Annotated in this window: 14 protein-coding genes; 3 read left to right on the forward strand and 11 right to left on the reverse strand. The window is 42.4% G+C overall.

The window, feature by feature from the left end; genetic code table 11:
- The first annotated feature begins 133 nt into the window (after positions 1 to 133).
- Positions 134 to 724, forward strand: a complete 591-nt coding sequence (locus Hs20B_RS08175) for a CYTH domain-containing protein (RefSeq protein WP_172357397.1) — start codon at positions 134 to 136, stop codon at positions 722 to 724.
- Positions 725 to 856: 132 nt separating this feature from the next.
- Positions 857 to 1,420 (forward strand): hypothetical protein, encoded by a 564-nt coding sequence (locus tag Hs20B_RS08180; RefSeq protein ID WP_172357399.1) that lies wholly within the window; start codon positions 857 to 859, stop codon positions 1,418 to 1,420.
- A 28-nt stretch (positions 1,421 to 1,448) separates the two neighbouring features.
- Here Hs20B_RS08180 and Hs20B_RS08185 read toward each other — a convergent pair whose 3' ends face one another.
- The 10 genes from Hs20B_RS08185 to coaE all read right to left on the reverse strand — a co-directional run bounded on the left by Hs20B_RS08185 (position 1,449) and on the right by coaE (position 12,472).
- Complete coding sequence (locus tag Hs20B_RS08185) at positions 1,449 to 1,808, reverse strand: DUF2129 domain-containing protein (RefSeq protein WP_228407531.1); 360 nt, start codon at positions 1,806 to 1,808, stop codon at positions 1,449 to 1,451.
- A 10-nt stretch (positions 1,809 to 1,818) separates the two neighbouring features.
- Positions 1,819 to 2,205: a hypothetical protein gene (locus Hs20B_RS08190; RefSeq protein WP_172357401.1), complete on the reverse strand. Its 387-nt coding sequence runs from the start codon at positions 2,203 to 2,205 to the stop codon at positions 1,819 to 1,821.
- A gap of 61 nt (positions 2,206 to 2,266) precedes the next feature.
- Positions 2,267 to 2,863, reverse strand: a complete 597-nt coding sequence (locus Hs20B_RS08195) for an ATP-dependent Clp protease proteolytic subunit (RefSeq protein WP_172357403.1) — start codon at positions 2,861 to 2,863, stop codon at positions 2,267 to 2,269.
- 194 nt (positions 2,864 to 3,057) lie between these two features.
- Positions 3,058 to 4,494, reverse strand: coding sequence for an NADP-dependent glyceraldehyde-3-phosphate dehydrogenase (locus Hs20B_RS08200; RefSeq protein ID WP_172357405.1), 1,437 nt, complete (start codon positions 4,492 to 4,494; stop codon positions 3,058 to 3,060).
- 221 nt (positions 4,495 to 4,715) lie between these two features.
- Positions 4,716 to 5,516, reverse strand: coding sequence for a bifunctional hydroxymethylpyrimidine kinase/phosphomethylpyrimidine kinase (gene thiD, locus Hs20B_RS08205; RefSeq protein WP_172357407.1), 801 nt, complete (start codon positions 5,514 to 5,516; stop codon positions 4,716 to 4,718).
- Positions 5,517 to 5,593: 77 nt separating this feature from the next.
- The gene (locus Hs20B_RS08210; protein WP_172357409.1) at positions 5,594 to 9,007 is read right to left on the reverse strand and encodes a pyruvate carboxylase; all 3,414 of its coding nucleotides are present in this window, start codon (positions 9,005 to 9,007) and stop codon (positions 5,594 to 5,596) included.
- A 64-nt stretch (positions 9,008 to 9,071) separates the two neighbouring features.
- A complete protein-coding gene (locus Hs20B_RS08215) occupies positions 9,072 to 10,334 on the reverse strand; it encodes an FtsW/RodA/SpoVE family cell cycle protein (protein ID WP_172357411.1) in 1,263 nt (420 codons plus the stop codon).
- 160 nt (positions 10,335 to 10,494) lie between these two features.
- Positions 10,495 to 10,641: a 50S ribosomal protein L33 gene (rpmG, locus tag Hs20B_RS08220; protein ID WP_172357413.1), complete on the reverse strand. Its 147-nt coding sequence runs from the start codon at positions 10,639 to 10,641 to the stop codon at positions 10,495 to 10,497.
- Entirely contained in the window at positions 10,631 to 11,836 is a 1,206-nt protein-coding gene (locus Hs20B_RS08225; protein WP_172357415.1) for a multidrug efflux MFS transporter, read from the reverse strand. Before Hs20B_RS08225 ends, rpmG begins: the two co-directional genes overlap by 11 nt.
- A gap of 36 nt (positions 11,837 to 11,872) precedes the next feature.
- A complete protein-coding gene (gene coaE / locus Hs20B_RS08230) occupies positions 11,873 to 12,472 on the reverse strand; it encodes a dephospho-CoA kinase (protein WP_172357417.1) in 600 nt (199 codons plus the stop codon).
- Between the two features lie 83 nt (positions 12,473 to 12,555).
- Between coaE and Hs20B_RS08235 the strand changes: the two genes are divergently transcribed.
- Positions 12,556 to 12,858 (forward strand): DUF1827 family protein, encoded by a 303-nt coding sequence (locus Hs20B_RS08235; protein WP_172357419.1) that lies wholly within the window; start codon positions 12,556 to 12,558, stop codon positions 12,856 to 12,858.
- Between the two features lie 94 nt (positions 12,859 to 12,952).
- On the opposite strand, the gene pflB is transcribed toward Hs20B_RS08235, so the two are convergent.
- Complete coding sequence (gene pflB, locus Hs20B_RS08240; protein ID WP_172357421.1) at positions 12,953 to 15,253, reverse strand: formate C-acetyltransferase; 2,301 nt, start codon at positions 15,251 to 15,253, stop codon at positions 12,953 to 12,955.
- Positions 15,254 to 15,259 lie beyond the last annotated feature (6 nt).

Here is a 15,259-nt window from a genome sequence, read left to right on the forward strand (position 1 = left end):
TTTTTGATTATTAACCAGAAACATTTTTTGTTGCCAGCAGATTTACGTCAAAAGACTTGCCTTCTCTCCTTTTTTTCAGTACAATTAAAACAATAATTACTACTTATTTTACCATAAAACATGAGGATTTTCTATGAAAACTAATCTTGAAATCGAATACAAAACACTGCTCAGTCTCGCAGAATACGACAAGCTTGGCAAACTTTTCAGCCATGTCAAACCCATTCGCCAGACCAACCACTACTTTGACACGCCGGATTTGAAATTACGTGCAAACAAGCTGTCTTTGCGGATTCGGACGTTTGATGATGCCGCTGAGATGACTTTAAAAGTCCCACAAAAAGTGGGCAATTTAGAGCACAACGTTGCCATGACGCTTGAAGAGGCGATGGCGATAATTGCAAGTCGTCACCTGCCTGAAAACTGCATCAACATTTCAAAAATCTTGGATATTTTACACGGTTTTGACATCGAAACATCACGCATTGAAACGCTAGGTTCGCTCACCACAACACGTCGCGAATATATGACGAAAATCGGCCTCATGGCGCTTGACAAAAATGACTATTCAGGTAAAACAGACTATGAACTCGAAGTCGAAGTCACGGATGCCAAGATCGGCGAGAAAAACTTTGGTGATTTTCTGCGCACCACACAGGTCGAGTACCGTTATGCCCGCAGTAAAGTCGTCCGATTTTTAGAGTCCATTGGCAAAATGCCTTAATATCTGTTTAGCGATTTTTCGGTTGCCTGATTTTCTAAAATTTGTATCTTACTTTTCTTTATCACGAAATTTTGATAAACTAGTTTTTGGGTAAAGAAAATACGCAACAATTATGAAACAAGGGGAACCAGGTTGACCTACGAAATTCAACATTATTTTACGCTTTTTAACGATGACTTTGACTTTAATCAGCTTGAAACAGCAACTTATGACTGGTTTTTGAATCCACTCATCACGCCGACGGCTGTCAGAAACACTCGAGACGCTTACCATTTAACAAAAGACGTGACAACTTATAACGCTGTCTTTGACCGCTTGGAACGTGTGACACTAGACTTTCTGACTGTCAATTTTGCTGGGCGCAAGGCTGGACGTGCTTTTCTGAGTGCGCTTCAAACACTTATGACTGGCAAAACACCACTCGACTACAATAATCAGGTACTCAGGCAAATCCTGCATCAGATTGATTTTGACGTTGCAGACCTCATCAGAAATCATCAGTTTGCAAGAGCAAGTCTCATCAGAAGCCAGCACAATTTCCACGCAGACAAACTGACAATCTTGCCATCAAGTTTGATTTATGACATCACTCGCAACGACGCCGTTCTGATCAATTATCTGACACAAAATCAGGTGACCGACTACCTGCATCATCAGACTGCGCAAGAGCAGTTGCAAGTCATCACACAACATTAAAATAAAAAATAGCTAAGGCCAGATTATCTCAAGCTTCAGCTATTTTTTGATTGTCAGAAACGGTTTCTTGAAAGGCTGCTGCAAAGTCTAGGTTCAGATTATCAAGTTCTGACACCTTGACTTGCTTCACAAAATGCAGTTTGTCAAGCGCAGGTAAAATTTGCTCAAGCTCGTCAGTATTGACATACAAGAGCGCATAACGCGCTTTTTTGCTGCTATAAGCCAGATTCCCAAAACGCGTAAGCTGGCGCACATGCTTATAGCTGCTGTAAAAAACATAAACAGCCGTCCGCCCAATAATCTCAAGCGGTTTAATTTCGTCTTTTTCATCAAGTTTGCTGAGTTTGTCTGCAATGTCCTGATGGCTGTCTGTGTTCAGATTCATCATACTCATTCTATCATTTTGCGTTATTTCTGTGGTGGGCATGGTGGCCGCCTTTCTTAAATGGTAAGTTTTCATCGACCACAATCCCGTCGGAAACCGTACTTGCCACTTCTTTTGCTAAATCAGATAATGTCGTCTGCACGTCATTTTCAGAAATCTTGAGCTGATAAATCGTCTCATCCATCAAAATTTCTTTTTGAAGCTCACGAATTTCAGGTCGAAATGCAATAAAAGCTCGATTTTCTTCTAGGCGCTGAATCTTTTCTTGCAAGCGCTCGTCCGCTTCAAACTGTGCGACTTTTTTCTGAAACTCAGTCACGATTGGCAAGGCAAGAAAAGCACGCGCAACATCATCTGCCAAGTCATCTAAAGCTAATATATTTTCATCTATTGTCAACATTAGTTTTATTATAACAAAAACTCGCACATCTGGCGAGTTTTTTAAGTTTGCTGAATTCAGCTTATTTCAAATCATTGCGATTCATGATTTCATCGATAAAGCCATAATCCAATGTTTCTTCAGCTGACATCCAACGGTCACGTTCAGCGTCTTTGTGGACCTTGTTAATGGTTTGACCTGAGTTGTCAGAGAGAATTTTTTCGAGTGTTTTACGCGTTTTTGACAAATGGTCAGCCACGATTTGCATGTCTGTTTGTTGCGTACCACCACCAGTACCGCCCATTGGTTGGTGAATCAAATACTCAGCATTTGGCAACATGAAACGTTTGCCTTTAGCACCAGACGAGGCAATGATTGTCCCCATTGATGCTGCAACGCCCATGACGATCGTTTGTACGTCAGATTTGATAAAGTTCATCGTGTCAACGATAGCAAGGCCAGCAGATACTGAACCACCTGGTGAGTTGATGTAAAGGTAGATGTCTTTTGTCGAATCTTGTGCATCCAGGAACAAAAGTTGCGCGATAATAGCATTTGCCATGTTATCTTCAACTTCGCCTGTCAGCATGATGATGCGGTCTTTCAAAAGACGTGAGTAAATATCATAAGCGCGCTCACCGCGGCTTGACTGTTCGATGACTGTAGGAATGAGTGCCATGTTTGTAGCTCCTTATGTTTTGATAACTCTATTATATCTCATTGGTCAGATTTGGTCAAAGATTTAGGTTCAATCTGACGATTGTTTTCAAACTTTGTGAATGCTAATCTCCAAAATGTCGAATCTGATAGCGCGTTTGTTAAGGGGATAGGCGGATCGATACCTAAAAAACATTCCAGTAGTTATCTCAGCAATTAAAGATTCACCACAATTAATTTTTCACGTGTCATCGCATCAATCGTTTTAGCAATACCGTGCACGCCCATACCAGAATTTTTCACACCTAAAAACGGAAAATGGTCTGGTCCGCGCTCTGTTCTACCATTGATTTGGACAGAACCTGCTTCGATTTTGCCTGCAATGGCAACTGCACGCGAGAAGTTTTCAGAAAAAACTGAGGCTTGTAGGCCGTATTCTGACGCATTAGCGATTTTGATTGCTTCCTCATCTGATGCGACACGTATGATTGGCAATACCGGTCCAAACGGTTCTTCCCAAGCCAAACGCATATCTGTCGTCACATGGTCGAACAAGGTCGGATAAATCAGATTTCCTTCGCGCTTATTGCCAACTAGCAAGTCCGCACCAACAGCAATAGTATCTGCAATCAAGTCTGCCACGTAATCAGCTGATCCTTTGTTAATCAAAGGCACAATCACAGGATTATCGATAGGCATGCCAACTGTTAGTGCTTCAACTTCCGTTTTAAGTCGTGCAACAAGATCATCAGCCACAGCATCATTGACCAAAACGCGCTTAATCGCCGTACAACGCTGACCCGAGTAGCTATAAGCGCCACTCATGATCTCAGCGACGGCCTTGTCAATATCAGCATCGGCACAAACGATAGCGGGATCTTTTCCACCAAGCTCAAGCACCATCGGCTTCATCGTTGAAAAGCTTGACAGATGACGACCGGTCGTTGCACCTCCCGTGAAGGAAATCATGTCGATGCCTTCGTGTTCGCTGACATAATCGCCAATATCTGACCCTTTGCCTGTAATCAACTGTAACACATCTGCTGGAAAGCCGACTTTGTCAAATGATTCGATGATCTTCACCGCAGAAATCGCCCCTTGTGTCGCGGGTTTGAAGACGACAGCATTCCCTGAAATCAGTGCCGGCGCAAGTTTTGCCACAGACAAGTTGACCGGATAGTTGAAAGGTGAAATCGCAAGAATCGTCCCCAAAGGAATGCGCTTGATAATGGCAAATTTATTTTTTGAACCACCAGGATAGTTTTCACCAGACATAGAGCTGTCGTTTGTGTGGATAAATTCTTGGACTGTATATCTGATGAAGTCCGCAGTCCGCGTCACTTCTTTTAGTGCATCATTCCAAGTTTTTCCAACTTCTTGCATGATGATTTGTGCGATATCCTTCGCATCAATCTCCAGCTGGTCAGCCCACTTGTTTAGCAACTCAGCACGCTTAAACAAATCGGTATCTGCCCAGGCAATTTGTGCAGATTTTGTCGCAGCAATTGCAGCGTCAGCCTCTTCTTTTGAAATGGCTTGCACGCGCCCAATCACGCGATCTTCATAGGGACACTCGATATCAATCAAATTTCCAGATGTTGAGTTGACAAACTTGCCACCGACATAATATTGATACGTTGTAATTTCAGACATTTTTTCTCCTTTTGATTCTTTTTTATCATGTGAGTTTTCACCTCATTTTCCCGATAAAAACAATCGTCATTTCTCTTATTTATATATTGTAAAACATTTCACACAAGTTGTCAACAGAATTTTCTGAAAATAATCACTATTTTGACTTCTTATGACTGAAAGTTGTGCGAAAAAAATAACACTTAGTTAAAAGTGTTATTTTATTGGACTATTTTCTAGTCCTACTTCCCAGTAAAATGGTTAATCGGTCCAAACTGATGCCCAACTTCAATCGGACTTGCAATCGCTGCGTGTACAACACTTTTTGCAAGTTTAACTGCGCGTTCAACATCAGGATTTTTGGCTAACTCAGCCGTGATGACAGCTGCAAATGTATCTCCTGTACCATTGATCCGATCTGTTTTGACATAGTTTTCAGTCAAAAACTGACCTTGTCCATTTTCTAAGAGCAAGTAATCTTTGACAAGCGCCTGTGTGTCATCATCGTGACATCCTTTAACCACGATATTTTTCGCACCCAGCTTTTGTAAAATCTCAGCCGCTAAAATCTGATCCTCGTCAGAGTTAATCGTCATCTCAGCTAATTTTTGCGCTTCATAAAAATTCGGAGTTATCACATCTGCAAGCGGAATCAGATCTTTACGCATGCTTTCATAAGCAGCTTCCTCAAGGAGCTGATTCCCGTGCTTGGTCATGATGACAGGATCGACCACGAGAAACCCTTTATGATAGGTTTTCAGATTTTTGACAACATTGCCAATGATTTCAGCATTCGCAAGCATGCCAGTCTTTGCAGCAAGAATCTCAAAATCGTCATAAAGCGCCTTAAACTCACTATCAATGAAACTTGTCGGCAAATTGACCGCGTCATGAATCCCGTAAGAATTTCCCGCCACAGCAGCCGTCAGAATGCTTGCACCATACACATCACGGATAAAAAATCCGTGCAGATCAGCTTGCATACCTGCTGATCCGTCGCTGTCAGAGCCTGCAATTGTTACTACTTGTGGAAATGTCGTCATAGTGGTTTTCCTCTTGCCTTGCCAGTTTTGAAAAGGATGAGCTGGCAAACTTTCTTTTTGATTATATTTAGTCTAACTTATTTTAATTCAATAAGCAAATCTTGTGTTGCAATGGCGTCTGTTGCTTTGACAAGAATTTTTTTGATTTCCCCGTCAAATGGCGCTTCAATCGTTGTTTCCATCTTCATGGCTTCAGTCACCATGAGCGGTTGACCTTTAACGACCTGCTCTCCGGTCTCAACAAGTACAGCCACGACTGAACCAGGCATGGTCGCACCAATATGATGTTGATTGCTTGGCTCAGCTTTTTCTTTAGCCGTCACGCTTGATTTGATTGACGTATCTTTGAGCACAATCTCACGACGTTGACCATTAAGATTGAAAAACAAGGTCCGATTGCCTTCATTGTCAGGCTCAGAGATGCTATCCAGACGAATCAACAAAGTCTTACCTTTTTCGATTTCCACTGTGATTTTTTCGCCAACGCGCATACCACCAAAGAAAGTTGGCGTGTCAAGCAAAGTCACACTACCAAATTCATTTTGCATTTTTTGATAATCAAGAAAGACTTGCGGATAAAGAATGTAGCTCAAAACTTCGTGATCACCTGGTGCATAGCCGATTTTCTCTTCTAGTTCAGCTGATACCTTAGCAAAATCAACTGGTGCAGCATGTGCACCCGGACGATCCGTGATAAATGGTTTATCTTTGAGAATGATTTTTTGCAGTTTTTCAGGGAATCCGCCAACAGGTTGGCCTAAATCTCCAGCAAAGAAGCTGATGACAGACTCTGGGAAGCTAAGTGTATCCCCTTTTTCATAGATGTCTTCTTCTGACAAGTCATTTTGCACCATAAAGAGTGCCATATCTCCAACAACTTTTGAACTTGGTGTCACTTTGATAATGTCTCCAAACATCATGTTGACCGTATGATACATGCTCTTCACTTCGTCAAAACGTTGTCCAAGACCTACTGCTGTTGCTTGTGCTTGCAAGTTAGTGTATTGACCGCCAGGCATTTCGTGCTCATAAACTTCAGTTTGTGGGCTTGTCAGACCTTTTTCAAATGGGGCATAGAACTTGCGAACGTCTTCCCAGTAATGGTTGATCTGATTGGCATTTTCAACATTCAACTCTGGTGTTCTTTCCCCATTTTTAAGGGCGTAATAGACAGACGATAAACTTGGTTGGCTTGTACCAGATGACATGGCAGCCGTTGCCACATCGACAATGTCAACGCCAGCCGCAACTGCGGCTGATGAAATCATGACGCCGTTTCCTGCTGTGTCATGCGTGTGCAAATGCAAAGGAATATCTACTGTTTCTTTGAGTTCAGAAATCAAGCGATAAGCCGCCTGAGGTTTCAAGATACCCGCCATGTCCTTGATTGCAAGGATATGCGCACCCGTCGCTTCAAGTTCTTTTGCGAGGTCTTTATAGTATTTGATGCTATATTTTTGGCGGTCATTATCTAAAATATCGCCAGTATAACACATGGTTGCTTCAACAATTTTCCCTGTGTCACGGACAGCTTGGATTGATTTTTCCATCTGTGGCAACCAGTTGAGCGAGTCAAAGACACGGAAGACGTCCATGCCTTCTCTTGCAGCTACCTTGATAAATTCTTCGATGACATTATCAGGATAGTTTTGATAACCAACAGCGTTTGACCCACGAAAAAGCATTTGGAACATGGTATTTGGCATGAGTTTACGCAGCTCACGCAAACGGTACCACGGGCTTTCATTTAGAAAACGGTAGGCCACGTCAAATGTTGCACCGCCCCACATCTCAGCAGAAAAGAGATTTTGCAAGCCCTGATCCACTGCTGTTGCAACATTTCTCATGTCTTGCAGGCGCACACGTGTGGCAAGCAGGCTCTGATGCGCATCACGGAAAGTTGTATCTGTTAACAGCACTTCTTTACGTGATTTGACGAAATCAACCACAGCATCCGCACCATCACGGTCAAGGATGTTTTTAGTCGTCAGAACATCTGCTGTCTCAATCTTAGGCAGACGTGTTTGATCAAAGTAAGGTTTTTCTGTTTTTGTAATACCAGGAAAGCCATTGACAGTGATATTTGCGATGTATTTCATCGTTTTATTCCCACGGTCACGCAAACGCGGGAAGTTGAAAAGTTCAGGCGTGCTGTCGATAAAGGTTGTTTTTGCTTCACCTGACACAAATTCTGGGTGGTTGAGCACATTTTTCAGGAAAGGCATGTTAGTCTTAACACCACGAATCCGGAACTCACGCAGACAACGATCCATTTTAAGAATGGCATCACTAAAGTCCATAGCATGCGTGATGACTTTGACTAGCAAACTATCAAAATATGGTGTCACTTCATAACCTGAGTAGGCATTCCCCACGTCCAAACGCACGCCAAAACCGCCTGGTGAACGGTATGTATCGATTTTTCCTGTATCAGGCAGGAAATTATTCTCAGGATCTTCTGTCGTAATCCGACATTGGATGGCAGAACCTAGCAAGGGTATCTCAGCTTGTGCCGGAATCTTGATATCTTGATGCAAATCAGCACCTTCAGCGATGAGGATTTGCGCCTGCACGATATCAATGCCTGTCACGGCTTCTGTAATGGTATGCTCAACTTGGACACGCGGATTAACTTCGATAAAGTAAAATTCGTTGTCTTTGACAAGAAACTCAACTGTCCCTGCATTGACATAACCAACATGTTTACAAAGTTTTACAGCAGCATCACAGATGCGTTGACGTAATTCGTCTGGCATGCCAACACTTGGTGCCACTTCAATCACTTTTTGGTTACGGCGTTGAACAGAACAGTCACGCTCATACAAATGTACCACATTGCCATGTGTATCGCCTAAAATCTGCACCTCGATATGTTTTGGATTTGTGATATATTTTTCAACATAAATCTCGTCAGAACCAAAGGCTGATTTGGCTTCTGACGCGGCACGAACATAGCCGTCACGCGCTTCAGCTTCGTTGTGTGCAACACGCATACCACGACCGCCACCGCCAAGTGCAGCTTTGATCATGACTGGATAGCCAAACTCACGACCAAATTCAAGTGCGCCTTCAAGGTCAACAGGGCCTTCAGTCCCTGGAATAGAGCCCACACCTGCTGCTACTGAAGCTTCTTTTGCCTTGATTTTATCACCAAAAATATCCAAATGATGCAAAGTTGGACCGACAAAAATCAGACCAGCCGCCTCAACTTTACGCGCGAAGTCGATATTTTCTGACAAAAGGCCATAACCTGGGTGAATGGCTTCTGCACCAGATTCTAAGGCAATACGCACAATATCATCAATGTCCAAGTAGGCATCAATCGGTTTCTTACCTTCGCCGACCATATAAGCCTCATCAGCTTTGAAACGGTGAACAGAATACTCATCTTCTTTGGCATAAATCGCCACAGTTGAGATACCAAGCTCGTTACAGGCACGGAAAACGCGGATGGCGATCTCGCCACGGTTAGCAACTAGAAGTTTTTTCATTATATAAAGCCTTTCAATTTTTTACGATCATTAGATAAATATCTGATTTTGTTTAGCTATCAGTCTAAATTTGTTGATAGTCAGTGTCTTTGACGCTATATCTAGCCGACATTTCAGCTAGCTCTCGCCGTTTTTCATCAGCTGAGATATTTAGCACAAAGCCAATCCCAACAGACAAAGTCAAAAGTGAATTTCCGCCCTGACTTAAAAACGGGAAGGTAACACCGGTCGAGGGAATCAAACCTGAAATCCCACCGATATTGACCAAAACCTGAGCAAAGAACATGGTACCCACACCGATTGCCATCATGCTGTTAAACGGATCAACAGCGCGAATCCCAACCATGAAAATACGTGTAATCAGGAAAAATAAGATACCAAGAATGATAATCCCGCCAATCAGCCCGAGCTCCTCAATGACAATGGCAAAGACGAAATCGGTATGTGCTTCTGGCAGATAGCCTTTTTTCTCGATTGAATTGCCCAGTCCACGGCCAAACCAGCCGCCATTTGACACGGCATAATAGCCATTGATCAGCTGGTGACCTGAGTCCCCTGTATCCTGAAAGGGATTAGCAAAGGCGATAAAGCGTTTGTTGACGTAGGCAATATTTTTCAAAGGTCCAACGGCTGGAATGATATTGCCACCTGTGATTTTTAACAAAGCAAGGATGACCAAAACAAATCCACCAAATATCTTGGTAAAGCCCGTCCCCCAACGGTAAGATACACCGCTCGCTGCAAGAACAGCAGCTGAGCTCAAGATGATCAAAATGGCATTTCCCATGTCGGGCATGATCGCAACTGCGCCGATCATGATAAAAATTGGCAGCCGCCAACCGCTTATAAAGTTGACCAAAAACTGATTACGGTCAAACAGGGCATTGAGATCATAGGCCTGGATGCGTTCTTGCTTGGTCGGTGCGGCAAATGTGACTGATAAAAACCAGATGGCGACAAGTTTCAGATATTCAGCAGGCTGTATGGTACCAATCCCTGGAATAGAAATCCAACCGTGTGCGCCATTGACCGTTGGCGCCATAAAACGTGCAATAAACAGTAACGCCATCATAATCGGAATCAGCACACCAAACCAGCCACGGCTCCTAAGTCTGTCAAGGTTCATCCTAAACAAGATGAAGATCATGATCAGCGAAAAAACAAAGAAAATGGTCTGGTTTCGAAATAAAACATAAGGTGGTTGTCCATTTTCGATTTGGTGTGGTACTGTCGTTGAGAAAACGACGATCAACCCCAAAACGGCAAGTATCAGATAAGGGAGTAGTATCGTATAGTTGATAAAGTGACTTTTTTTAAGTTCTTTCATAGTTTGTTTTTTTGATGTGCACACGCACAATTTTTTCCTAACTCTAGTTTCAGCTATTAAAATACATTTTACCATTTTTTCGCCTAAAAAAAAAGAAAGTAGTTGAAATTTTCTAAAAACTTTCTGTAAATGTTCGGTTTATTGCTATTATATATTCTGATTAAACTTCGATATGCATCAAGACTTGCCGCTCTTTTGGACAATATTTGAGCACCTGTACTTTTTCTGGGTGACTAGTTTTATTTTTGGATGAAATATAATTTTGCCTACCACACGACGTGCATTTTAGACTGATTTTAATTCGCAATATTTCGTACTCCTAAAAATTTTCTAAAGTTAAATAGTGACCAGAATAGGTTGAACAAGACAAACAAACTCGTCGTGATAAAAACAGCTCGATAGCTGATATAGCCTGCAATAGCACTCCCTAAAAGGGGACCTGCAACTTGTCCGAAGTTATTGAACATCTGATTAAAGCTAAACACACGTGAGATGCCTTCTGGCGGTGTGATTTTTGAGAGCAAGGAATTAACAGACGGCATGAGAGCCCCCGACCCAAATCCCAACATAAATCGCAAAATGCCGAGTTGTAGCGGTGTTTTGACAAATGCCATGGGCAAATAAATCAAGAAACTGTAAGATAGGCCAATCAAAATTAAGCGATGGCTACCAATCTTATCCCCAATCTTGCCAAGTGTGCCCGAGGACATCATAGCAGACAATCCAACGGCAGACACGATGAAGCCTGAAATAGTCATCAGATTACCCGAATGACCATTGAGCTCGCGAATATAAAGCGTCAGAATAGGCGCAATCGACTGCACTGTCATTTGTAAGATAAAACTCGTGATGAACAACCCAAATAAAATCTGACGATTTTTCACACGTGCAAGAATCTCACGCGTTGTCAGCATATCTGCTTTTTCAACAGGTGTAAAATCTTCCTTGACCATAAAAATCGTCAGAAGCGTGACAAGTAGTAAAATCCCGCCAGTGATCAAAAAGACGTTTTCCATACCAACCACCTGCGCCGTAAAGCCACCAAGCGACGGACCAATCAGACCTCCTGCCACCATACCAGTCGATAGCGTACCAAGCGCATAGCCACTTTTTTCTTTTGGTACTTGACTTGCAATCAAGGCCGTCGAATTAGGAATATAACCTGAAAACAGGCCATTTAACAATCGCATGAGCAACAGCCACCAAACATTTGGCACAAAGGCAAGTGCACTCATTGTAAAAGTCATGACGACCGATGCTCTGATCATCATGACACGCCTACCATGTTGGTCAGCAAGCCGTCCCCAAATCGGTGCAACAAGGCCACTCGCAAGTGCGCTGATGGCCACTGCAAGTCCTGCAAACAACTCGACAGACGCACCACGCACACCTAGTTTTTCGACATATAGCGCCATAAATGGCATGACTAGTGAAAAACTCGCCGATGTGAAAAAGCTACCAAACCAGGCAACAAATAGATTTCGCTTCCAATTTACTGACATAACACGCACTTCCTAAGCTCTAAAAAACGAACGCTATCAGTCAATAGCACCCGCTTTTCTCAGCTCACTTAATAATTTCATCAACTTAGTTTCTAATATTTCTATTGTATCACAATTCTCGATGATCCGTGTCGCAAGTGCGCGTTTATCATCTATCGGCATCTGGCTGTCAATCCGTAGAATGGCGTCAGACTCACTTAAATCGTTGCGTTTCATCAGACGAGAGATTTGGAGATTTCTTGGCGCATAGATCAGCCAGGTCTCATAAAACCCCGTGTATTTACGCTCAAACAGCAAGGGAATATCCATAAAAACGATTGATTGCTTACTCTCGTCACGCCGTTTTAACAATTCACTTCTGATGAGTTTGTCTTGTTTTTGACTGAGCTTTTGACGTGCTACTTCGTCAGAAAAGATGAGCTTACCAAGTTTAGCCCGATCAAGCTCGCCATTTTCTAAGAAAAAATCTGCACCAAAAGTCTCAAAAATCAACTCATAAAGTGCGCCACCAATCTGCTGCATCTCTCTGACAACAGCGTCCGCATCAATCACTTCATAGCCATTTTTTACTAAAAAGGCCGTCACCGCAGACTTTCCTGAGGCAATCCCGCCTGTTATCCCGATTACTGTTTTCATATCTCCATTATAACCTAAATTTTTTTAATTTTGTAGTGAATAGTGCTATAATAGTATTAAAGAACAAATTACGGAGGAAACCCATGAAAATCATCAATGTCACTAGTAACTATCCCGAGCTCGTCCACGAGCAACTCAGAAACACCGACGCTTTGACGGTTGAGGTCTACTCTGCTGGCAACACCGACGTTGTCTACACACGCGCATCCACTCACCATGAGATCATCGTGACCAATAAACATCGCGCCATCAGACCTGAAGAACGTGAAGAGATTAAACAATTTTTCATCAAAAAACGTATTGACCAAAAGAAAATTGATAAAAATAATATCTCAACCATTGAAGAACCAAAATTGATCGAGATTTCAATCCCGATTATTGACTAAAACTTGCCTAGGTAAGTTTTTTTATTTTAGCTGTCAAAAAAAGCTAGCCCAGATCCGAAGACTGGTACTAGCTTTTTTATTATCTTATAACAGCTTAAACTTCCATTGATAATACTTCGTGGAAGACACGGTGTGTCAATTCATGCTTTTGTTCTTTTGTCAGGTATTTTGTATTGACGCAATAGCCTGAGATACGCACGATGACGTCTTCACCGTTAAGAATTTTGTCCTTAACATCTGCCAAGTCCATGACATTCAAATTGACATGTTGGCCGCCATTTTCAAAGTAACCATCGAGCACATCAACTAAGTTGTCCACCTGTTCGTCACGTGTTTTACCAAGCGCACGAGGTGACACTTGTGTTGTCAATGAAATGCCATCATTTGCATGGCTAAAGTCGAGTTTTTTGAGGGTGTTCAGATTTTGCAACCAGCCACCACGCGCTTTGTTAGATGGGTTAGCACCAGGTGAGAAGAATTCAACTTCACTTGTATTTACTGTGCCATCTTCGTTCAAGAAGACGCCACGGTGGACCGGTGAATTACCTGTTTGTTTAGAGTAAGCAACGTTTGACGTGATCGTCAAAAGTGACACAGTTGCTTCAGCGTCTTTGTAAAGACGGTGGCTAGACAAACGGTTGTGGTATTCTGCCATCAACCATTTTGCAATGTCGTCAGCACGGTCGTCATCTTCACCATAGCGTGGGAAATCACCGATTGTTTCATAGTCATAGATATAACCATTTTCATCGCGGATAGGCTTAACAGTTGCGTATTTGATTGCTGACAATGTATCAACCGTATTTGCAAAGCCACAGATACCAAATCCCATGTTAGCGCGTTGACGGCTAGGTAAGAACGCCATTTGAACAGCTTCATAGTTGTACTTATCAGTCATGTAGTGAATGATGTTCAATGCATCTACATAGGTATCTGTCAACCAATCGAGTGATTTTTCAAAGTTTGCTTTGACTTCATCAAAGTCCAAAACGTCAGATTTGATAGGATCGATATTGAAGACTTTATAATCACGATGCACGTCATCATAACCACCATTGATACCTGTCAAAAGCGCTTTAAGTACATTTACACGTGCGCCAAAGTATTGGATATTATGGCGTTCATTTTCATTTTCAGGGTCGAGCGGTGACACGCAGCATGAGATACATGACATTTCGCCATAACCTTCTTTTGCCATTGTTTTCACGCCTTCATACTGAATAGATGAGTGTTTGTGACTCATGCTCATGCAATAGCGTTTAAAGGCATATGGCAACTCCTCAGCCCACAGTACTGTCAAGTTTGGTTCAGGTGAATTACCAACATTGTCAAGCGTGTTCAAGAAACGGTAATCCATTTTTGTCACACGGTGACGTCCGTCGTTACCCATACCAGCCATAGACGTTGTGATAAATGTTGGGTCACCAGAATAAAGCGCATCGTATTCTTTTGTACGTGCAAACTTAACTGTACGGAGTTTCAATACAAAGTCATCCACAAACTCTTGGATTTCTGACTCTGTAAATGTGCCACGCGCTAAGTCACGTTCTGCAAAAATATCAAGTACGATTGGCACACGACCAAGTGACGTTGCAGCACCATTGATCACACGACAAACAGCCATGAATGCAATATTTGTCCATTGAATCGCTTCTTTAACGTTATTTGCAGGGCGACGAACGTCTAAACCGTACAAATCACCAAGTTTTGCAACTTCATCAATTGCTTGGTATTGCATGTTGATTTCTTCGCGAAGACGAATTGTTTCTTCATTAATTTCTTTGATGCTATTCCAGTCTGCTGCTTTTTCTTTCATCAAGAAATCAGCACCATAGAGGGCAAGACGTGTGTAAACACCAACGATACGACCACGTGAATAGGCATCTGGCAGACCAGTTACCGTATGGGCATGGCGTGCTTTACGAATGTTTGATGTGTAGGCACGGAAAATACCGTCATTTACTGTTGTAACATGTTTTGTATAGATTTCATGCATAGCAGGGTCAGGCGTGAAACCGTGCTCTTTAAGCGCAGTTTCAGCCATACGGACACCACCTTTAGGCATAAACGACAGACGGAAAAGTTCTGAGTTTTGAAGACCATAAATCAACTCATTTTCTTGGTCGATATAACCAGCAGGAATGTCAGCAATTGATGCCGCACGGTCGTTGTCCATTGGAAACGCACTTGCTTCATAGCGATCTTTTGTTGACTCAATGATTGCTTTGATTTTCAAAGAACGTTCAGTTGGTCCAGCAAGAAATGACTCGTCGCCGTCGTAAGGGTCGTAGTTATCTTGCACAAAACGAGAAATACTAGCCTTGTTTTTCCAAGAATCACCCTTAAATCCAGCCCAAGCTTCTTCAAAAATGTTTTCAGTCACTTCAGTTTTCATGTTGTT

It is taken from the genome of Pseudolactococcus insecticola, assembly GCF_011170065.1.
GTDB classification, from domain to species: Bacteria; Bacillota; Bacilli; order Lactobacillales; family Streptococcaceae; genus Pseudolactococcus; species Pseudolactococcus insecticola.

Bases quoted from the DNA above. Each gene is read 5' to 3' on its own strand.
- Hs20B_RS08235 (WP_172357419.1), top strand. From the start codon at position 12,556: ATGAAAATCATCAATGTCACTAGTAACTATCCCGAGCTCGTCCACGAG.
- Hs20B_RS08175 (WP_172357397.1), top strand. From the start codon at position 134: ATGAAAACTAATCTTGAAATCGAATACAAAACACTGCTCAGTCTCGCA.
- Hs20B_RS08225 (WP_172357415.1), bottom strand. From the start codon at position 11,836: ATGTCAGTAAATTGGAAGCGAAATCTATTTGTTGCCTGGTTTGGTAGC.
- Hs20B_RS08210 (WP_172357409.1), bottom strand. From the start codon at position 9,007: ATGAAAAAACTTCTAGTTGCTAACCGTGGCGAGATCGCCATCCGCGTT.
- Hs20B_RS08185 (WP_228407531.1), bottom strand. From the start codon at position 1,808: ATGATGAATCTGAACACAGACAGCCATCAGGACATTGCAGACAAACTC.
- Hs20B_RS08195 (WP_172357403.1), bottom strand. From the start codon at position 2,863: ATGGCACTCATTCCTACAGTCATCGAACAGTCAAGCCGCGGTGAGCGC.
- thiD (WP_172357407.1), bottom strand. From the start codon at position 5,516: ATGACGACATTTCCACAAGTAGTAACAATTGCAGGCTCTGACAGCGAC.
- Hs20B_RS08190 (WP_172357401.1), bottom strand. From the start codon at position 2,205: ATGTTGACAATAGATGAAAATATATTAGCTTTAGATGACTTGGCAGAT.
- Hs20B_RS08215 (WP_172357411.1), bottom strand. From the start codon at position 10,334: ATGAAAGAACTTAAAAAAAGTCACTTTATCAACTATACGATACTACTC.
- Hs20B_RS08200 (WP_172357405.1), bottom strand. From the start codon at position 4,494: ATGTCTGAAATTACAACGTATCAATATTATGTCGGTGGCAAGTTTGTC.
- coaE (WP_172357417.1), bottom strand. From the start codon at position 12,472: ATGAAAACAGTAATCGGGATAACAGGCGGGATTGCCTCAGGAAAGTCT.
- pflB (WP_172357421.1), bottom strand. From the start codon at position 15,253: ATGAAAACTGAAGTGACTGAAAACATTTTTGAAGAAGCTTGGGCTGGA.